Origin of the sequence: Nocardioides ginsengisegetis, from assembly GCF_014138045.1 — a bacterium.
In the GTDB taxonomy this organism is placed as follows: domain Bacteria; phylum Actinomycetota; class Actinomycetes; order Propionibacteriales; family Nocardioidaceae; genus Nocardioides; species Nocardioides ginsengisegetis.
Genome location: NZ_JACGXA010000001.1, coordinates 3,564,168 through 3,582,584, shown reverse-complemented (window position 1 = coordinate 3,582,584; position 18,417 = coordinate 3,564,168). Strand labels below are relative to the sequence as shown.

Here is an 18,417-nt window from a genome sequence, read left to right as displayed (position 1 = left end):
CTGGCCGTCACAGCTTCACCATGAGAAGTGGGTGAGCCGTCACTTCACCCGGCGAGCTCACCATGAGAAGTGACGCTTCGACACCTTCACATGGTGAAGCGGCGGGGGCTCCGGGCGCCCGGTGAGGCACCCGGTGGAGCCGCTCAGGCGTCGGGGTCCTCGGGGTGCTTGCGCCGCCGGTCGAGGTCGCGGAGGAAGTCCGGGTCGTCGTCGGGCCCGAACGGCCGGGGCGGGGTGCGCGGGGCGCGGGGTGCGGGCGGCATGATCCCGCGGCGCTGGATCACGCGGGTCGTCATGTAGACGGCGATCGCGATCAGGATCACGACGATCAGGAACTTCAGCACCCCTCCAATGTAGGCGCCACCTGGTCACCGCCTACTCTGAACGGGTGAAGGAGTTCGTGGTTTACACCGGTTTGAGGATCGCCCTGTTCGTTGCGTGCTCGGCGCTCGTCACCGGCATCTGGCTGCTCGCGTTCCACCAGGTCGACATCTGGGCGATCGTCATCTCGTTCGTGCTGAGCGGGGTGGCGTCGTACTTCCTGCTCAACCGGCAGCGAGAGGCGTTCGCCCGCCGGGTCGACGAGCGGGCGCGCCGCGCGACGTCCCGCTTCGAGGAGATGCGGGCGCGCGAGGACGCCGACGAGCCCCAGGTCTGAGGCAGGGCCAGCAGCAGCCTCAGCGGCGGCGGTTGAGCTGCCGGTTGATGCGACCCTCGGACTGGCCGAGGATCTTCGCGAGGAGCGGGACACGCATCCGCCACGCGACCACGACGGCCACCACGAGGGCGACGACGATCAGGAACCACATGCCTGAAGCGTACGTCGATCCCGCCCCTGCGGCCCGTCAGCGGCAGGCGACGAGCGCCACCGCCACGAGCGCGGCCCACAGCAGCTCGGCGAGGCCGGTCTGCTGCAGCACCGGGATCAGCCCCGGGCCGGTCGCCCCGCCGAGCACGGTCCGCAGCGCCCGGACCGTGACGGCCAGGAACAGCAGCCCGACCAGTGCGCACCACGTCGTGGTCGAGGCGACCGCGACCACCGCGACGGCGGCCGCGAGGACCAGCAACGCGTAGAGCCCACGGGTGCGGGCGTCGCCCAGCAGCACGGCCAGGGTGCGCTTGCCGGCCACGGTGTCGGTGGGGATGTCGCGCAGGTTGTTGACCACCAGGATCGCGCAGGCGAGCGCGCCGATGCCGACCGCCGCCCACAACGCCGCCCACTCCCACGTCTCCGTCTGCACGTAGGTGGTGCCGATGACCGCGACCAGGCCGAAGAAGACGAACACCATCACCTCGCCGAGGCCGAGGTAGCCGTAGGGCTTCGAGCCGCCGGTGTAGTACCAGGCGGCGACCACACTCACCAGGCCGACGGCGACCAGCCACCAGGCGGTCGTGGCGGCGAGCACGAGGCCGGCCGCGCCGGCCGCGCCGAACGCTAGGAAGGCCGCGGTCTTCACGGCCCGCGGGGAGGCGGCACCCGAGCCGACCAGCCGCATCGGGCCGACCCGCTCGTCGTCGGTGCCGCGGATCCCGTCGGAGTAGTCGTTGGCGTAGTTGACCGCCACCTGCAGCGCCAGGCTCACCACGAGGGCGAGCAGGGCCTTCCACCAGACCGCGCCGTCGGCGCACGCCGCGACGCCGGTGCCGGCCAGGACGGGGGAGACGGCGGCCGGGAGGGTGCGGGGCCGCGCGCCGGCGAGCCACTGCTTCGGTGTTGCCACCGGAGGATTCAAGCAGCCGGGACCGCGGAGTGCCGCTCCAGGTAGCGCTCGGCCGCGCGCGCGGCCGGGTGGATGCCGATGACCGCGACCACCACGATGGCGCCGATGAGCAGCCAGCCGGGCGTGCCCCACTCGATGGCGAGGAACGTGTACGCCGCGGGCGCCCACACCGAGCCGAGGGTGCCGCCGAGCCGCGCCGCGCCCTGGTACTCGCCGCGGCGGTCGGGGTCGGACAGCTCGGCCACCAGGCCCCAGTGGGCCGCGGACTGGAAGAGCTCCGCGCCCGTGACCGTCACGTGGCCGGCCCAGACGAGCACGATGGTGACCCAGCCGATCGTGTCGTGGGTGACCAGCACGACCAGGCAGGACAGCACGAAGAAGGCGCCGCTGATCCGGGCCGCCCGCAGCGCGCCGGGCACCGTCTCGGCGCCCCGCGAGGCCGAGACCTGCAGCAGGACGGCGAGGACCGTGTTGGTGCCGAAGAGCCAGGCGAGCAGCACCCGCGGGGCGTCGGTCTCCTGGACCAGCCAGAGCGGGATGACCACGTTGAGCAGCACCTGGTTGGTGCCGAGCACGCCGTCGCAGACGTTGAGCGCGAGGAACGCACGGTTGCGCAGGGCGCCCGGCGTGATCAGCTGCTTCTTGGGCGCCACCGCGGTCTCGTCGTGGGACGCGGAGGGGAGCCGCGAGATGAGCAGGGCGTTGAGGCCGAGGATCGCGCCCGCGGCGAGCGGCACCAGCCGGATCACCGTGTCGCTGTTGGTCGCCAGCGCCAGGCCGCCCATCAGTGCGCCCAGCGTGAAGCCGATGTTGAGCGCCGACCGCATGAACGCCAGCGACCGGACCCGCTCCTCGCGGGTGAAGATGTCGAGCGTGTAGGCACCCCGGCCCGCGCCGCCGGCGCCGCCGACCAGCTCGAGCACGATCATCATCGCGACGTACGTCGGGAAGCCGTGGATCCACGGCCACGCGAGGTAGAGCAGCGCCTCGGCAAGTGCCCCGAGCGCCCACATCCTCTTGGGGCCGACCCGGTCGGCGAGGCGGCCGAGCGGCACTGCGAAGAAGAAGGAGACGACCCCGGCGATGGTCAGGCCGAGGCCGACCTGGGCGGCCGAGAGGCCCACGACGTGGGTGAAGAACACCGCGCTGCCGGTGAGGAAGAAGCCCTCGCCCACCGCGAACAGGATCGACTGGGCGGACAGCCGCCGCGCCAGCGGAGTGGGTGGCAGGTAGCGGTCGACCAGGGTGGGCACGGCACGGGATTCAACCACCGTGGACTAGCGTCCGTCGCATGGAATACCTGCGGCCGGTGGGCGGGCCGAGCGCCGCGGTCGTGGCCGCGCTCGACGCCTGGCTGGGCGCGACGACCGAGCCCGAGCCGCTGGTCGTCGAGACCTCCGGGTCGACCGGCCGCCCCAAGCGGGTCGTGCTGTCGCGGCGCGCCGTGCTCGCCTCGGTGCGGGCCACCGAGCGCCGGCTGGGGGCGTCGGGTCGCTGGCTGCTGACCCTGCCTCCGTCCTACGTCGCGGGGCTGCAGGTGGTCTGTCGCTCGCTCGTCGCCGGGGAGGAGCCGGTGCTGCTGGAGGCGCACGGCTCGTTCGCCGAGGCCGCTGCGCGGGTCGGGGGTGGTGGCTTCGTGTCGCTGGTGCCCACCCAGCTGCACCGGATGCTCGACGACGACACCGACACGGCGGCCCTGCGGTCGTTCCACACGGTGCTGCTCGGCGGCGGCCCGATCGAGGAGTCGCTGCGCGCCCGCGCGGCCGCGGCCGGCGTGCGGGTCGTCGGGACCTACGGGTCGTCCGAGACCGCCGGAGGCTGCGTGTACGACGGCTACGCACTGGACGGCGTCGCCCTCGCGATCGGCCCCGACGGCCGCATCCGGATCGGCGGGCCCACCCTCTTCGACGGGTACGACGGCGACCCGGAGCTGACCGCCGAGACCCTGGTCGACGGGTGGTTCCTCACCTCCGACGCCGGCCGGCTCGACGACGACGGTCGCCTGCACGTGCTGGGCCGGCTCGACGACGTCGTGATCAGCGGGGGCGTCAACGTGCCGACCCCGGCGGTCGCCGTACGCCTCCGGGCGCACCCGTCCGTGCGGGCCGTCGAGGTGCTGGGCGTGCCGGACGCGGAGTGGGGCCATCGTGTGGTCGCTTTCGTGGTCGGTGACCTCTCGCTGCAGGAGGCCCGCGACTGGGTGGCCGAGATGCACCCGCGCTCGTGGGCGCCGCGCTCGCTCGTGCTCGTGGAGGAGCTGCCGCTGCTGGCCAACGGCAAGACCGACCGGCTGCGGCTGCGGGAGCTGGCATGAGGGTCTTCTCGATCCCGATGCGGACGCGCTTCCGTGGCATCACGGTGCGTGAGGGGGCCTTGCTGCAGGGAGACGCTGGCTGGGGCGAGTGGAGCCCCTTCCTGGAGTACCCGCCCGACGTCGCCGAGCCCTGGCTGCGCTGTGCGGAGGAGGCGGCCGCGGGCGACTGGCCGGAGCCGCTGCGCTCGTGGGTGCCGGTGAACGTGACCGTGCCCGCAGTCGGGCCGGAGCGCGCCGACGCGATCGTGCGGGCCGGAGGCTGCACGACTGCGAAGGTCAAGGTGGCCGAGCCCGGGCAGACGCTGGGCGACGACCTCGCGCGACTCGAGGCGGTCCGGTCCGCGCTGGGTCCGGCCGGGAAGGTCCGGGTCGACGCCAACGGCGGCTGGTCGGTCGAGGAGGCGGTGGCCGCGATCCGGCTGCTGGACCGGGCGGCGGGCGGCCTGGAGTACGTCGAGCAGCCCTGCGCCACGGTCGAGGAGCTCGCGACGGTGCGGCGCGCGGTCGACGTACCCATCGCGGCCGACGAGTCGATCCGCCGCGCCGCCGACCCCTACCGGGTGCGCGACCTCGAGGCGGCCGACATCGCGGTGCTCAAGGTGCAGCCGCTCGGCGGGGTGCGCGCGTGCCTGCGGATCGCCGAGGACATCGGGCTGCCGGTCGTCGTGTCGTCCGCCCTGGAGTCGTCGGTGGGGATCGCCGCCGGGGTGGCGCTGGCGGCCGCACTGCCGACGCTGCCGTTTGCCTGTGGGCTCGCCACCGTCCAACTGCTGACGTCCGACGTCGTGGACTCCTCCCTGCTGCCGGTCGACGGGGCGCTGCGGGTGGGGGTGCCGTCGGTGTCGCTCCCGTCCCTGGACGCGCTCGCGGCGACGCCGGACCGGGCTGCCCACTGGGAGGCGCGGCTGGCCGAGGTGCGCGCCTGGCGGGCCGCGCTCGGGCAGGATGGCGCCTCGTGAACCCCTCGACCGAGCTCGCCCGCGCCGTCGTCACGGCCCTCGTCGAGGCGGGCGTCCGCGAGGTCGTGGTCGCGCCGGGCTCGCGCAACGCCCCGCTGTCCTTCGCCTGCTTCGACGCCGCCGACGCCGGCCTCCTCCGGCTGCACACGCGCATCGACGAGCGGTCGGCCGGCTTCCTGGCCCTGGGCCTGACCCGGGGCGGCTCGCGCGCCGCCGTCATGTGCACGTCCGGCACCGGCGTCGCCAACCTGCACCCCGCCGTCCTCGAGGCGGCGCATGCCGGGGTCGGGCTGGTCGTGGTGACCGCCGACCGGCCCGAGCGGCTGCGCGGCACCAACGCCAACCAGACCACCGACCAGATCGGGATCTTCGGGCCGCTGGTGCCGACGGTCGCGGTGTCGGCGGGGACTGCCGTGCCCGCCGTCGGTGACGGGCTGGTCCACCTCAACGTGCACCTCGACGAGCCGCTCGTGCCCGACGACCGGGCGTCCTTTTCCCCGCAATTGCTGGGAAAGACACCGTCGCGGCGCGGATTCGGGTCGTTTTCCCAGCAATTGAACGGTGACGCGCGCCTGCCGATCGGCCCCCGCACCGTCGTGGTGGCCGGTGACGACGCCGGTCCGCCGGCGCGGGTGCTGGCCGAGCGCGCCAACTGGCCCCTTCTGGCCGAGCCGACGAGCGGCTCGCGCACCGGCGACAACGCGCTGCGGTGCTACCGGCTGCTGCTGGCCACCGACCTGGCGGCGCAGGTGGAGCGGGTGGTGGTGCTCGGGCATCCGACCCTGTCCCGCCCGGTCTCCCGGCTGCTGGCCCGCGAGGACGTCGAGGTGGTCGCGGCGCCGGCCCTCGGGGTGTGGGCCGAGCGGCCGTTCCGCGTCGACGCCGTCCTGGAGTCGATCGAGGTCGACGAGGCCGACGACCCAGCCTGGCTGGACGCCTGGCGCGAGGCCGACAGGTCGGTGGCCCGGCAGCTGGACGCGTTGCTCGCGGGCGAGGCCGACCTGACGCCGTACGAGGTCGCCGGCGCGGTCGCCCGTGCCCTCCCCGCCGGCGGCCAGCTCGTCGTGGGTGCCTCGAGCCCGATCCGCGACCTCGACCTCATGGTGCCGCGCTACGACGTCGGCGCACGCCGCAAGGTGATCGCCAACCGCGGCCTGTCCGGCATCGACGGTGTCGTCTCGACCGCGATCGGCGCGGCGCTCGGCCGCGAGAGGAGCAGCCGCACGATCGCGCTGATGGGCGACGTGACGTTCCTCCACGACGCCAACGGCCTGGTGCTCGGGCCGCACGAGCCGCGCCCGGACCTCATGGTCGTGGTCGTCAACGACGACGGCGGCTCGATCTTCGCGATGCTGGAGCAGGGCGACGAGCAGTACGCCGACCGGTTCGACACCCTCTTCGGCACCCCGCACGGCGTGGACCTGGCCGGCCTCTGCGCCGCCACCCGCACGCCGCACTGGAGGGTCGAGTCGCTGCCCGAGCTCGAGCACGCCCTGGCCCAGCCGAACGGTGGCATCGAGGTCGTCGAGGTGCGGGTCCGCCGCGACAACCGTCGGGAGCTCGACGCCCGGATCCGCGCGCTCCGCCCCTGACCCGCCGGCAGCCTGCGCAAGAAGCATCAAGACAGCGGGCCCGGTCTCACCCATGATCGGTGCATGAGCACCGCCACGAAGACGCAGGTCGACACGTTCGCCGACTTCGTCGACCACCTCGCCGAGGCGCTGGACGACCCCGACGGCGGGCCGGCGTCGGGCGCGGAGTGGGCGGCGCGGCTGCACTTCTCGCGGTTCCACTTCGACCGGATGATCCGGTCGGTGGCGGGCGAGCCGCCGGCGTCGTTCCGCCGGCGGATCCTGCTGGAGCGGGCGGCCTACCGGATGATCACGACCGGGGCGCCGCTGCTCGACATCGCGGTGGAGGCGGGCTACGGCTCGCACGAGGCGTTCACCCGTGCTTTCACCAAGGCCTACGGCGTGGCGCCGGCGACGTGGCGGCGCAAGCCCGGCCACATCCAGATCGCCGCGCCCAGCGACGTGCACTTCCACCCACCCGGCAGCCTCCGGCTGCCGGCACGAGACAAGGTGACTTCCATGGACCTCCTGACGAAGATGGTCGAACACCACGTCTGGCTCACCGGCGAGATGGTGCGGCTGGCCGAGCGACTCACCGACGAGCAGCTCGACGAGCGCATCGAGCTCAACGTCGACGAGGACGAGCAGACGATCCGCTCCCTGCTGTCCCGCCTGATCGGCCAGATGGGCATGTGGAACGCCGCGATGGCCACCCGCGACTACGACTGGTCGGTCGAGGAGCACGAGTCGCTGTCCTCGATGCGCGAACGCCTCGCGACCGAGGGGGCGACGTACCTCTCCCACGTCCGCGGCGTCGTCGAGGCCAACCGCCTCGACGACACCTTCGTCGACGTGCTGTGCGAGCCGGCGGAGGTCTTCACGTACGGCGGGATGATCGCCCACGTGCTGACCTTCGCCGCCCACCGCCGCACCCTGGTCGTGCTGGCGTTCGGCCGGCACGGCATCGAGGAGCTCGGGTGGGGCGACCCGATGCTGTGGGTGGCCCAACCCGCCTGACGAGCCGGCCCGGCCCACCCGACCGTCCGTCCGTGACAATGGCCGGGTGGAGATCGCCTTCTTGCTGGTGGCGCTCGCGGTCGGCGTCCTCACCGTCACCGCGCTGGCCGACCGGATCGATGTGCCCGCACCGCTGCTGCTCATCGTGGCGGGGGTCGCGGCGTCGTACGTCCCGGGCGTGCCCGAGGTCCACCTCGAGCCCGAGGTGGTGCTGCTCGGCCTGCTGCCGCCGCTGCTCTACGCGACCGCCATCCAGACCAGCCTCGTCGACTTCAACGCCAACCGGCGCGCGATCCTGCTGCTGTCGGTCGGCCTCGTCGTCTTCACCACGCTCGGCATCGGCGGCCTCGTCCACGTCACCCTCACCGGCGTCACGTGGCCGGTCGCCTTCGCGATCGGCGCGGTCGTGGCGCCGCCCGACGCCGTCGCCGCCACGGCCATCGCCCGCCGGATCGGGCTGCCCCGCCGGATCGTGACGATCCTCGAGGGCGAGTCGCTGCTCAACGACGCCACCGCCCTCGTCGCCCTCCGTACGGCGATCGCCGCGACGGGCAGCGGGGTCGTGATGTGGCGGGTGGGTGCGGACTTCGCGCTGGCCGCCGGGGGCGGGGCCGCGATCGGCTTCGGTTCGTTCGTGCTGGTCGCCTGGCTGCGCAAGCGGATCACCGACCCGCTGCTGGACACCGCGATCTCGTTCGTGGTCCCGTTCGCGTCCTACATCCTGGCCGAGGAGGCGCACGCCTCCGGCGTCATCGCCGTCGTCGTCGCCGGCCTGCTGTTGGGGCACAAGGCGCCGATCATCCAGACCGCGCAGTCGCGGATCGCGGAGCGGATGAACTGGCGCACGATCGCCTACGTCCTGGAAAACACCGTCTTCCTGCTCATCGGGCTCCAGGCCCAGTGGCTCTTCCGCGACGTCGGCGACAGCAGCCTGTCGACCGGGCGCATCGTCGGCGTCTGCGCAGCGACGCTGGCCGGGGTGGTCGTGCTGCGGATGGTGTGGGTGTTCCTGGCCCGCTACCTGCTGGTCCGGCCGGGGCCCGACCCGGACACCGGCCACCGCCCGCCGTGGCAGTTCACCTTCATCCTCGGCTGGGCCGGGATGCGCGGCGTGGTGACGCTGGCCGCGGCGTTCGTCATCCCCGACACCACCCCGCACCGCGAGATCCTGCTGCTGGTCGCCTTCACCGTCGTGGCCGGCACCCTCTTCGTCCAGGGCCTGACCCTGCCCGTCATCGCGCGGCGGCTCGCGGTGCCCTCCCCGGACCCGATGGACGACGCCCTGGCCCGGGCCACCCTGCTCCAGCAGGCGTCCAAGGCGGGCTACGAGGAGCTCGAGCGGATGGAGTACGAGGACCCGCACGGCATCTGCGACCTGATCCGCCAGCGCATCGACCAGCGCAACTATGCGGCCTGGGAGCGACTCGGCACCACCGCCGACGAGGAGGCGCCGAGCGACCTCTACGCCCGGATCCGGCTGGCGATGATCGACGCGGAGCGCAAGCGGGTGCTGGAGATCCGCAGCTCCGGGCGGGTCGCCTCCGAGGTTGTCTCGGAGGTGCTCACGATGCTCGACGTCGAGGAGTCGATGCTGGACGTGGCGACCCAGGAACGCGAGGAGCTGCGTGCGAGCACCGCCACGACCCGGGCCCGCCGGGGCGAGCAGTGCGCCGACCTCGAGCACCACCCGGCCGTCGAGACGTCGGACGTCGGCGTGTGCCAGGCCTGTGTCGAGGACGGCACCCGCTGGGTCGCCCTGCGCCAGTGCCTCGACTGCGGCAACGTCGCCTGCTGCGACTCCTCGCCGCGCCAGCACGCGAGCGCCCACTTCCGCGAGTCCACGCACGCCGTCATGCAGTCCGCCGAGCCGGGCGAGGACTGGCGCTGGTGCTACGTGCACCACCTGACGGCCTGACCGCAGCGTCGAACGGGCCCTCCGTTAGGGTCGTGCGGCCCCCCGCCGTATCCCCCAGGAGCCACCGGTCTTGCTGACGACCTCCTCCCGCCCTGCTCTCGTTCGCCTCCTCACCGCCTTCCTCCTCGCCGCCGCAGTCCTCACCGCACCTCCCGCCGACGCCGGCCAGCAGCCCTCGGCCCCCGAGCGCACCCGCGCCGAGCGAGTCCTGCACCGGATGACGCTACCGCAGCGGGTCGGCCAGCTCTTCATGGTCGGCAGCCCGGCCACCTCGGTCGACGCCGCTACCCGCCGCCAGATCGGGCGGCTGCACGTCGGCAGCGTGATGCTGACCGGACGCAGCTACGCCGGCACCCGGGGTACGGCGCGCGTCGTCCACGCCCTCGAGTCGCGGGCCACCTGGGCGGCCACCTCCGGCGCCCGGCTGCTCGTGGCCACCGACCAGGAGGGCGGCCAGGTGCAGGTGCTGCACGGGCCCGGGCTGGACGAGATGCCGACCGCCCTGGGTCAGGGCGGCTGGGGCCTGGCCCACCTGCGCGACGCGGCCGGCCGCTGGGGGCGCCAGTTGCGCACCAGCGGCGTGAACATGAACCTCGCGCCCGTCCTCGACACCGTCCCCGGCCCGCGCGCGGCCGCACTCAACGAGCCGATCGGGCGCTTCGACCGGGAGTTCGGCTACACGCCTGTCCGGGTGTCGCGGCACGGGCTGGCGTTCGCGCGCGGCATGGCCACCCACGGGATCGCCCCGACGGTCAAGCACTTCCCCGGCCTGGGCCGGGTCCGCGGCAACACCGACACGACCGCCCGCGTGGTCGACCGGGTGACGCGCCGGCACGACCCCTACCTCGAGCCCTTCCAGCACGCCGTCACTGCCGGGGTGCCCTTCGTGATGATGTCCTCGGCCGTCTACGCCCGCCTCGACCGGCACCACCCGGCCGCGTTCTCCGGCTTCGTGATCCGCACGATGCTCCGCTCGGACCTCGGCTTCGACGGCGTCGTGGTCTCCGACGACCTCGCCAACGCCCGGCAGGTCGCGCGCTGGTCACCCGGGGCCAGGGCCGTGAAGTTCCTGCACGCCGGCGGCGACCTCGTCCTCACCGTCAGCCCGCGCGTCGTCCCGGCGATGGTGCACGCCGTGCTCGAGCGGGCGCGCACCAGCAAGCGCTTCCGCACCCGCGTGGACAGCGCTGCGCTGCGCGTCCTGGAGGCCAAGGACGACCAGGGCCTCCTGGGTCGCTAACCCCGGAGCGCGTCCTCCAGCGACCGGGCGGAGTGACCCGTCAGCCGGCGTACGTCGTCGGTCACCTCGGCGACCGAGCCGTCCCGGATCGCGGTGTAGGTGCTCACCCAGGCGTCGAGCTGCCAGTCCTCGGCGTCGTACGCCGCCCGTCGCGACGCGTAGGCCTCCTCGACCGTCTCGTCCTCGAACCGCAGGTCGCGGCCGAGCACGGCACCCGCGCGGGTGGCGACCTCGGCCAGGGTCAGGGCCTCCGGCCCCGTCAGCGTGTACGTCGCTCCCGCGTGGGCGGCCGGGTCGCGCAGCACCGCCACCACGGCGTCCGCCACGTCGGCCCGGGCGACCGCGGCCACCCGGCCCTCACCGGCCGGGCCGCGGATGGCGCCGCTCCGGTCGGCGAAGAAGGGCAGCACGTCGGCGTAGAAGTTGTCGCGGAGGAACGTCCAGCGCATGCCGCTCTCGCGCAGCGCCTGCTCGGCGTCGTGGTGATCGCGGCCGAGGGTGAAGGTCGCGTCGGCGGCCGCGCCGGCGAACGACGTGTAGACGACGTGGCCCACCCCGGCCGTCGCGGCCGCGCGGATGAACCGGCGGTGCTGGTCGCGGCGGTCCTGCGCCTCGGCGCCGGAGACCATGAGGAGCAGGTCGACACCCTGCAGTGCCGCCACGGCCGAGGCCTCGTCGGCGTAGTCGGCGACGCGGACCTCCAGCCCGAGGGCGGGGGCGCGGGACGCGTCGCGGACGAGCAGGAGGGGGTCGAGGTCGACGAGCGCGGGGGCGACGAGGCCACCCAGGGCTCCGGTGGATCCGGTGAGGGCCAAGCTTGAACCAGCGGTCATGCGGGGTCAACGGCGGACGGCGCGACCTGATTCCGCACCATCCGGGCGTGCAGGCCCTCGCGCTCGAGCTCGGTGTGCCCGTCGCGGCGGAAGCCCTGGCGCTCGTAGAAACCGATCGCGCGGTCATTCCCCTCCAGCACCCACAGGCTCGCGGGGGCGTCGCCGATCGAGGCCACCAGCAGGGCGTGCCCGACGCCGGTGCCCCACACCTCGGCCCGGGCGTAGAGCGCCCACAGCTCGAGGCCGGTGCGATCCTCGTCGCGGACCGGCCCCGAGGAGACGAAGCCGACCAGCCCCTCGGTCGTCTCCGCGACCATGGTGTTGGTGCTCTGCCCGAGGATGCCGCGCCACTTGTCGACCCGCTGGGCGACGTTCGCGCGGCGCTCGTCGAGCACCCCCTGCGGGATCAGCCCGGTGTAGGCGTCGTCCCAGCAGTCCAGGTGCAGGTGGGTCAGTGCCTCGGCGTCGTCGGGGACCGCGAGGCGGATCGTCAGGGTGTCGGGCGTGCTCATGGCAGCATCGTATGAACGGCCAGTCCGGCGATGACCACCGCGGAGACCAGTCCGGTGACGAGGTGCCCGCGCTGCCCGGTCGCGACGCGTCCGAGGGCCGCACCGCCGCCCGCGAGGGCGAGCTGCCAGGAGGCGGAGGCCACGAAGGCCGCGAGCACGAAGACGCAGCCTTCGAGAGCCGAGGAGACGAGGTGTCGGTTGCCGAGCACGACCGCGGCGAAGTAGACGACGGTGGCCGGGTTGACCGCGGTGATGCCGACGAACATCGCGTAGGCGCGCAGCGCCCCCACCGGGGAGGCCGCCCGCGGACGGCCCTGGGTCGCGATCGCGTGGGCCGCGGTGAGGGCCGCGATGACCAGCAGTACGACGCCCGAGACGATCCGGAGCGGCGTGGCCACGGGCTCCAGCAGCGTCGACAGGGCGGCGCCGGCCACGACGGCCAGGGCGGCGTACACCCCGTCGACGGTGGCGATCCCGAGGGCCGCGCAGGCGCCGACCCGGAACGACGTCCTGGCCGTGAGCGCCACGAGGAACGCCCCGACCGCGCCGATCGGGATCGCGATCGCCCAGCCGGTGACGAGACCGGAGACGACCACCTCGAGCACCCCCGGATTCTGGCGGGGGCACGTCCCTCACGGCCAGCGGATTAGCGTGGGGCCCATGAGGATCACGAAGTTCGGTCACGCGTGCGTCCGGATCGAGCACGACGGGCGCACCGTCGTCCTGGACCCCGGGGTCTTCACCGACCCGGAGGCCGTCGACGGTGCCGACGCGGTGCTGATCACCCACGAGCACCCGGACCACTACCTGCCCGACCACCTCCGCCGCACCGACGCGCCCGTCTTCACGATCGACGCCGTGGCCGCGCGGATCCGCGAGGACGCCCCCGACGTCTTCGAGCGCACCACCGTGGTCGCGCCGGGGGAGTCCTTCTACCCCGGCATCCCGGCCCGGGCGGTCGGCGAGCTGCACGCCGTGATCCACCCGGAGTTCCCCCGCTTCCACAACTCCGGCTACGTCCTGACCGCCGGTGAGGAGAAGGTCTTCCACCCCGGCGACGCGCTCACGCCGCCCGGCGAGGCGGTCGACGTGCTCCTCGTGCCGGTCTCGGCGCCGTGGATGCGGGCGTCGGAGGCGATCGAGTTCGCCCGCGCCGTGAAGGCACCGCGGAACCTCGCGATCCACGACCGGGTCTACAGCGAGGCCGGCCTCGGCATCGTCGACGGCCACATGAACGTGTTCCTGCCGAAGGAGGGGCTGTCCTACGTGCGCCTCGCCGACGGCGCCGACCTGTGACCCCCGACCCGAAGGGGTCAGGCGTACTCGTAGTCGTCGACCGGGAAGCTCGCCGCCTCGCGGTGCGTGTTGATGGTCGAGCTCGGCCGCAGCAGCGCGGCCTCGCCGTGCTGGTTGAAGTAGTAGCTGCGCGCGGTCGCGCACTGGCCGAGTGAGAAGACCGAGTCCTCCAGCCGCTCGGTGACCCAGCCGAGGAACTCCTCGTTGGCCGGGTCGCGGACCTCGAAGCTGCTCGCCCCGCGCCGCGCCACCTCCGAGAGCAGCCGGTCCATGTGCTTCATCTGGCCCTCGATGGTCGTGAAGTAGGAGAGACCCGAGTAGGAGTAGGGCGAGGCGAGGCTCAGGAAGTTGGGGAAGCCCGGCACGGCGATCCCCTGGTAGGCCTGGAAGCGGGTCGCGCGCCACCAGGCGCCGAGGTCCTTGCCGCCCCGCCCGACGACGCTGATCGCGGGGAAGTTGGCGTCCCACATGTCGAAGCCCGTCGCCAGGACGAGTACGTCGACCTCCGTCTCCCGGCCGTCCGCGGTGACGATCCCGGTCGGCGTGATCCGCTGGATCGAGCTCGTCTCGAGGTCGACGTGCGGCTCGGTGAACGCCGGGTAGTAGTCGTTGGAGAACGTCGGCCGCTTGCAGCCGAAGGAGTAGTCGGGCGTGAGCCTCGCGCGGAGCTCGGGGTCGGCCACCTGCCTGGCCAGGTGCCGCTTCGCGATCGCGGCGGCCCCGCGGTTGAGCAGGTTCCACTGCCGGTAGTGCAGGACGGCGGCGACCATGACGAGCTCGAGCACGCTGGTGTTGACCTTGCGGGCGGCGCGCTGGGTGGCGGGGACCCGGGCGAAGAGCCGCTGCACGGCCCGCGGCATCTCCCGGTCCATCTTGGGCGTGACCCAGATCGGGGTGCGCTGGAAGACGGTCAGGTGGGCGGCCCTCCGGGCCAGCTCGGGGATCAGCTGGACGGCGGTGGCGCCGGTGCCGATGACCGCGACCCGCTTGCCGTCGAGGTCGGCGGCCTCGTCCCACCTCGCCGTGTGCAGGACCGTCCCGGCGAAGTCGTGGACGCCCTTGATGTCGGGCATCCGGGGCTGGGAGAGGAAGCCGGTGGCCGTGATCAGGTAGCGGCCCCGGACCGGCTCGGCGCCGGCAACCCGGACCTCCCACTCCTGGGCGGCCTCGTCCCAGGTTGCGCCCTCGACGACCTGCCCGAAGCGCATGTGCCGGCGCAGGTCGTAGCGGTCGGCGACGTGCACGGCGTACTGCTTGAGCTCGGGGCCGCGGGCGTACCAGTGCGACCACCAGGGGTTGGGCTCGAAGGAGTAGGAGTAGGTGACGCTCGCGATGTCGACGGCCAGGCCGGGGTAGCGGTTGACGTGCCACGTCCCGCCGAGGTCGTCCTCGCGCTCGAGGACCACGAAGTCGTCGATGCCCAGGCGCTTGAGCTGGATGGCCGCGCCCATGCCGCCGAAGCCGGCGCCGACGATGACTGCCTGATGGGTCATTGCTAATGAATATCGTTCAATAGGCGCGTTGGCAAGGGGTCGGAACCTGCTGTTCACCTGACAGACGGTGCCGCGACGGCTGGGACGAGGTGACGCTTCGGCCACCGCCCCTAGCGTCGCGCTCGCGGCGCAGACGGGCGCCGCTCCACCTCCCCCCGAAAGGGCCCCCTCATGCGCACCCGCACCCGCGGCACCGCCGCGCTCGCCGGCCTGATGCTCGTGTCCGGCATCGCCGGCTCGGTCGCCGTGTCCGGCGCCACCTCCGCCACCGCGGCGGCCCAGCCGCCCCGCGAGATCAGGAACGTCATCTACCTCCTCGGCGACGGCATGGGCCGCACCCACGTCACCGCCGCCCGCGAGCGTTACTACGGCGCCTCCGGTCGCCTCAACATGGAGCGCTTCCCCGCCGTCGGCCAGGTCTCGACGTACGCCGTCGAGCCCAACTCGGGCCAGAAGGGGGACGCCGACTTCGCGCCCAACCTCGTCACCGACTCGGCCGCGTCGGCGACCGCCTGGTCCTCGGGCGTGAAGAGCTACAACGGCGCGCTGGGCGTCGACGCCAAGGGCAACGTCGTCCCCACCGTCATGGAGCTGGCCCACCAGGCAGGCCTGCGGACCGGCAACGTGTCCACCGCCGAGATCACCGACGCGACCCCGGCCGGCCAGTTCAGCCACGCGCTGATGCGGGGCTGCCAGGGCCCGTCGTACTCCGCGGCGGCCTGCCAGAACACCGCCGTCACCGGCGGCGCCGAGCTGCCGACCACCGACGTGCGGGTCACGCCGATCGCCGACCAGATCGCGCGCAACAACACCGCCGACGTGATCCTCGGCGGCGGCCTCTCGCGCTTCGACGCGGCCGACGAGGACGCACTCAAGGCCCACGGCTACTCGGTCCTCGGCTCGCCCGCGAGCCAGACCGTCGCGACCGGCGACGACCTCGCCGGGGCGTCCGGCCGCAAGGTCTTCGGCCTGTTCAACAAGGGCAACCTGACGATCGAGAAGTACAAGCGCGAGAACCCCACCTCGGTCCAGGCCGAGGAGCCCTCGCTGGCCGAGATGACCACCAAGGCCATCAGCCTGCTCAAGAGCGGCAAGAAGGGCTTCTACCTGCAGGTCGAGGGTGCGCTCATCGACAAGCGCTCGCACGCCAACGACGCCGCGCAGACGCTCGAGGAGACCAAGGCGTTCGACGACGCGGTCAAGGTGGCCCGGGACTTCGCCGCCGCCGACGGCCACACCCTGGTGATCGTGACCGCCGACCACGAGTGCGCGGGCTTCAACATCATCGAGAAGGGCAGCTACACCAACGCCGAGGCCGTCGCCCCGCCGGCGAACACCGACTCGGGCAACACCGCGAACAACTCCACGCCGTCGCGCAGCTCCAGCGGCGCGAAGGACGCGACGCGGTCGACGGGCATCATCAACGGCGCGGGATCGGCCGACCCGAAGAACTTCGCGCCGGCGACGTTCCGCACCCCCGACGACGCGGCGGGTGTCCAGGACGGGTCGCCGGAGGCCAGCCTGTGGCTGACCTACCTGTCGGGCAACCACACGGGCGCCGACGTGCCGCTCTTCGCCTTCGGCCCCGGCTCCCAGAAGCTCGGTGGCAAGAGCATCGACAACACCCGCCTGTTCACCATCGTGGGTCGCGCGCTGGGACTGACGTCCTGAGCGCAACGTCTCGACGTACGGCGACCACCGCGGCGCTCTGTGCCGCGGTGGTCGGCGTCGTCGCGGGTGGCGTCGTCACCTGGACCCGGTCCGACAGTGACGCGGGGGCCTCGGCGGCCGCGACCCGGCCGCCCGACCCGGCATCGGCCGCCCGGACGTCGTTCCCCGGGCTGGTCGCCGCCAGCGGCGAGCCGCAGCTCGCCGGGCTCCGCTCGGCCGACCCCCGACCCGGGACGGTCGGCACCGTGGCCGGTCCGTTCGACGACCGCTTCGACCTCGGCCCGCTGCGCGTGCGCGGCGGGGTGGTCAGCGGGTCGCTGCACATCACCAGCGACGTGAGCGACCTGCTCGAGCTGCAGGTGCTGGCGGGCTTCTACGACGCCCGCGGCCACTTCCTGGGCACCGGGCGCTTCGTGCACCACCAGACCGAGGAGAAGCAGCACACCGGGCCGCCGTCGGAGGTGGAGTCCTTCGTGATCACCGCGCCGGCGCGCTTCCGCGACCGGGTCTCCGCCGCCGTGGTCGGCGTGCCCGTCCTGGTCAACGAGTAGCCGGACTCGCAGCCCTCAGGGAGCCGACAGCGCGTCCCGCACGGGGACGAACTTCGCCTGCGACTCGGCCAGCTCGGCCTCGGGGTCGGAGTCGGCGACGATGCCGCAGCCGGCGTAGAGCCGCACGGCCGAGCCCTCGAGACGGGCCGAGCGCAGCGCGATGCCCCACTCGCCGTCACCGCTGGCGTCCATCCAGCCGACCGGCCCGGCGTAGCGGCCGCGGTCCATGCCCTCGATCTCGGCGATCAGCGCGGTCGCGACCGGGGTGGGGGTGCCGCCGACGGCCGCCGAGGGGTGCAGCGCCTCCGCGAGCTGGAGCGAGGAGACCGTCGCCGCGTCGTGCACCACGCCGGCCACGTCGGTGGCCAGGTGCATGACGTTGGGCAGGTGCAGGACGAAGGGCGACTCCGGCACGTTCATCGACTGGCAGTGCGGGTCGAGCGCGTCGGCGACCGACCGGACGGCGTACTCGTGCTCCTCGAGGTCCTTCGACGAGCGGGCCAGGGTCGCGGCCAGCGCGAGGTCGCGGGAGTCGTCGCCGGTGCGGCGGATGGTGCCGGCCAGCACCCGTGACGTCACCAGCCCGCGCTCGCGGCGCACCAGCATCTCCGGGGTCGCGCCGAACATGTCGTCGACGTGGAAGGTCCAGCACATGCCGTAGGTCTCGGCCAGCCGCCGCAGGGGCCAGCGCACGTCGATCGGCGCCTCGGCGGTCGCGACCAGGTCGCGGGCCAGGACGACCTTCTCCAGGTCGCCGGCGTTGATCCGGGCGACGGCGTCGGCGACGACCGACATCCAGCGCTCGCCGTCGAGCGCGCCGTCGGCGAAGGACACCTCGACGGGCGCCACCGGCTGGTCGGCCACCGTGAGGACCTCGGGGCGGTCCAGGCCGCCGCGCGAGATGGTCGTCAGCCAGGTCGTGTCACCGCGCCGGCCGACCACGACCTCGGGGACCACGAGGACGGAGTCGCCCGGCTCGTCGGCGAAGGCGAAGGTGCCGAAGCAGACCAGGCCGGTGCCCGGCTCGCCGACCTCGTCGCGCACCACCGCGCGGGCGGTCGTCTCGGCCCACCACTTCACGGCGTCGGCGAAGCGGGTCGCGCCCTGCGTCCGGATCTCGGCGGCGACGCCCCAGCCGACCAGGCCCTCGTCGCGACGCAGCCACGTCACGGGGCGGTCGGTGGGCAGCAGGTCGAGCAGCGAGCCGTCATGGCCGTCCAGCCGGACCGTGCGCACGACGAGAGGGGAGGCCTGCTCGCCGGGGGTCGCGCTGGTCGTCACGAGGGTGAAGCGTACGCCGGTGACCGAGGCCACCCCCGCGACA

At 73.4% G+C, this 18,417-nt stretch carries 19 protein-coding genes; 10 read left to right on the top strand and 9 right to left on the bottom strand.

What is annotated here, in order from left to right:
• Window positions 1–143 precede the first annotated feature (143 nt).
• Complete coding sequence (locus FB382_RS17310) at window positions 144–344, bottom strand: hypothetical protein (protein ID WP_182541639.1); 201 nt, start codon at window positions 342–344, stop codon at window positions 144–146.
• A gap of 44 nt (window positions 345–388) precedes the next feature.
• Between FB382_RS17310 and FB382_RS17305 the strand changes: the two genes are divergently transcribed.
• On the top strand, window positions 389–658 hold the full coding sequence (locus FB382_RS17305; protein WP_182540944.1) for a DUF4229 domain-containing protein: 270 nt from the start codon (window positions 389–391) through the stop codon (window positions 656–658).
• 19 nt (window positions 659–677) lie between these two features.
• Here FB382_RS17305 and FB382_RS22625 read toward each other — a convergent pair whose 3' ends face one another.
• Genes FB382_RS22625 through FB382_RS17295 form a run of 3 tightly spaced genes read right to left on the bottom strand, consistent with a single transcriptional unit; the run spans window position 678 to window position 2,974 of the window.
• A complete protein-coding gene (locus FB382_RS22625; protein ID WP_260430708.1) occupies window positions 678–809 on the bottom strand; it encodes a hypothetical protein in 132 nt (43 codons plus the stop codon).
• A 36-nt stretch (window positions 810–845) separates the two neighbouring features.
• Window positions 846–1,721, bottom strand: a complete 876-nt coding sequence (locus tag FB382_RS17300; RefSeq protein ID WP_182540943.1) for a 1,4-dihydroxy-2-naphthoate polyprenyltransferase — start codon at window positions 1,719–1,721, stop codon at window positions 846–848.
• A gap of 8 nt (window positions 1,722–1,729) precedes the next feature.
• Entirely contained in the window at window positions 1,730–2,974 is a 1,245-nt protein-coding gene (locus FB382_RS17295; protein ID WP_182540942.1) for an MFS transporter, read from the bottom strand.
• A 38-nt stretch (window positions 2,975–3,012) separates the two neighbouring features.
• On the opposite strand from FB382_RS17295, the gene FB382_RS17290 reads away from it, so the two are divergent.
• The 6 genes from FB382_RS17290 (at window position 3,013) to FB382_RS17265 (ending at window position 10,737) form a co-directional block, all read left to right on the top strand.
• On the top strand, window positions 3,013–4,035 hold the full coding sequence (locus FB382_RS17290) for an AMP-binding protein (protein WP_182540941.1): 1,023 nt from the start codon (window positions 3,013–3,015) through the stop codon (window positions 4,033–4,035).
• Window positions 4,032–4,994 (top strand): o-succinylbenzoate synthase, encoded by a 963-nt coding sequence (locus FB382_RS17285; protein ID WP_182540940.1) that lies wholly within the window; start codon window positions 4,032–4,034, stop codon window positions 4,992–4,994. Before FB382_RS17290 ends, FB382_RS17285 begins: the two co-directional genes overlap by 4 nt.
• Window positions 4,991–6,586 carry a 2-succinyl-5-enolpyruvyl-6-hydroxy-3-cyclohexene-1-carboxylic-acid synthase gene (gene menD, locus FB382_RS17280; RefSeq protein WP_182540939.1) on the top strand — a complete coding sequence of 532 codons (1,596 nt, stop codon included), beginning with the start codon at window positions 4,991–4,993 and terminating at the stop codon, window positions 6,584–6,586. Before FB382_RS17285 ends, menD begins: the two co-directional genes overlap by 4 nt.
• A 63-nt stretch (window positions 6,587–6,649) precedes the next feature.
• Window positions 6,650–7,582: a helix-turn-helix domain-containing protein gene (locus FB382_RS17275; protein WP_182540938.1), complete on the top strand. Its 933-nt coding sequence runs from the start codon at window positions 6,650–6,652 to the stop codon at window positions 7,580–7,582.
• A 46-nt stretch (window positions 7,583–7,628) separates the two neighbouring features.
• Window positions 7,629–9,497 carry a Na+/H+ antiporter gene (locus FB382_RS17270; protein WP_182540937.1) on the top strand — a complete coding sequence of 623 codons (1,869 nt, stop codon included), beginning with the start codon at window positions 7,629–7,631 and terminating at the stop codon, window positions 9,495–9,497.
• Between the two features lie 70 nt (window positions 9,498–9,567).
• On the top strand, window positions 9,568–10,737 hold the full coding sequence (locus FB382_RS17265; protein ID WP_182540936.1) for a glycoside hydrolase family 3 N-terminal domain-containing protein: 1,170 nt from the start codon (window positions 9,568–9,570) through the stop codon (window positions 10,735–10,737).
• Here FB382_RS17265 and FB382_RS17260 read toward each other — a convergent pair.
• The 3 genes from FB382_RS17260 to FB382_RS17250 are packed head-to-tail and all read right to left on the bottom strand — an operon-like array spanning window position 10,734 to window position 12,687.
• Window positions 10,734–11,552, bottom strand: a complete 819-nt coding sequence (locus FB382_RS17260; protein WP_246377231.1) for an NAD(P)H-binding protein — start codon at window positions 11,550–11,552, stop codon at window positions 10,734–10,736. The two genes, FB382_RS17265 and FB382_RS17260, sit on opposite strands and share 4 nt — an antisense overlap.
• 14 nt (window positions 11,553–11,566) lie before the next feature.
• Window positions 11,567–12,082 carry a GNAT family N-acetyltransferase gene (locus FB382_RS17255; protein ID WP_182540934.1) on the bottom strand — a complete coding sequence of 172 codons (516 nt, stop codon included), beginning with the start codon at window positions 12,080–12,082 and terminating at the stop codon, window positions 11,567–11,569.
• Window positions 12,079–12,687: a LysE family transporter gene (locus tag FB382_RS17250; RefSeq protein ID WP_182540933.1), complete on the bottom strand. Its 609-nt coding sequence runs from the start codon at window positions 12,685–12,687 to the stop codon at window positions 12,079–12,081. The genes FB382_RS17255 and FB382_RS17250 overlap by 4 nt, the downstream gene beginning before the upstream one ends.
• Before the next feature lie 55 nt (window positions 12,688–12,742).
• Between FB382_RS17250 and FB382_RS17245 the strand changes: the two genes are divergently transcribed.
• A complete protein-coding gene (locus FB382_RS17245; RefSeq protein ID WP_182540932.1) occupies window positions 12,743–13,378 on the top strand; it encodes an MBL fold metallo-hydrolase in 636 nt (211 codons plus the stop codon).
• Between the two features lie 17 nt (window positions 13,379–13,395).
• Here FB382_RS17245 and FB382_RS17240 read toward each other — a convergent pair whose 3' ends face one another.
• Complete coding sequence (locus tag FB382_RS17240) at window positions 13,396–14,871, bottom strand: flavin-containing monooxygenase (RefSeq protein ID WP_182540931.1); 1,476 nt, start codon at window positions 14,869–14,871, stop codon at window positions 13,396–13,398.
• Between the two features lie 171 nt (window positions 14,872–15,042).
• Here FB382_RS17240 and FB382_RS17235 point away from each other — a divergent pair, with 171 nt between their 5' ends.
• Window positions 15,043–16,542, top strand: coding sequence for an alkaline phosphatase (locus FB382_RS17235; RefSeq protein ID WP_220481402.1), 1,500 nt, complete (start codon window positions 15,043–15,045; stop codon window positions 16,540–16,542).
• Between the two features lie 47 nt (window positions 16,543–16,589).
• The gene (locus FB382_RS17230) at window positions 16,590–17,093 is read left to right on the top strand and encodes a hypothetical protein (RefSeq protein ID WP_220481401.1); all 504 of its coding nucleotides are present in this window, start codon (window positions 16,590–16,592) and stop codon (window positions 17,091–17,093) included.
• Between the two features lie 15 nt (window positions 17,094–17,108).
• On the opposite strand, the gene FB382_RS17225 is transcribed toward FB382_RS17230, so the two are convergent.
• Window positions 17,109–18,374: an isochorismate synthase gene (locus FB382_RS17225; protein ID WP_182541601.1), complete on the bottom strand. Its 1,266-nt coding sequence runs from the start codon at window positions 18,372–18,374 to the stop codon at window positions 17,109–17,111.
• Window positions 18,375–18,417 lie beyond the last annotated feature (43 nt).

Coding starts and splice junctions, on each gene's coding strand:
- FB382_RS17290 (WP_182540941.1), top strand. CDS start 3,013: ATGGAATACCTGCGGCCGGTGGGCGGGCCGAGCGCCGCGGTCGTGGCC.
- FB382_RS17240 (WP_182540931.1), bottom strand. CDS start 14,871: ATGACCCATCAGGCAGTCATCGTCGGCGCCGGCTTCGGCGGCATGGGC.
- FB382_RS17275 (WP_182540938.1), top strand. CDS start 6,650: ATGAGCACCGCCACGAAGACGCAGGTCGACACGTTCGCCGACTTCGTC.
- FB382_RS17255 (WP_182540934.1), bottom strand. CDS start 12,082: ATGAGCACGCCCGACACCCTGACGATCCGCCTCGCGGTCCCCGACGAC.
- FB382_RS22625 (WP_260430708.1), bottom strand. CDS start 809: ATGTGGTTCCTGATCGTCGTCGCCCTCGTGGTGGCCGTCGTGGTCGCG.
- FB382_RS17245 (WP_182540932.1), top strand. CDS start 12,743: ATGAGGATCACGAAGTTCGGTCACGCGTGCGTCCGGATCGAGCACGAC.
- FB382_RS17285 (WP_182540940.1), top strand. CDS start 4,032: ATGAGGGTCTTCTCGATCCCGATGCGGACGCGCTTCCGTGGCATCACG.
- FB382_RS17235 (WP_220481402.1), top strand. CDS start 15,043: ATGCGCACCCGCACCCGCGGCACCGCCGCGCTCGCCGGCCTGATGCTC.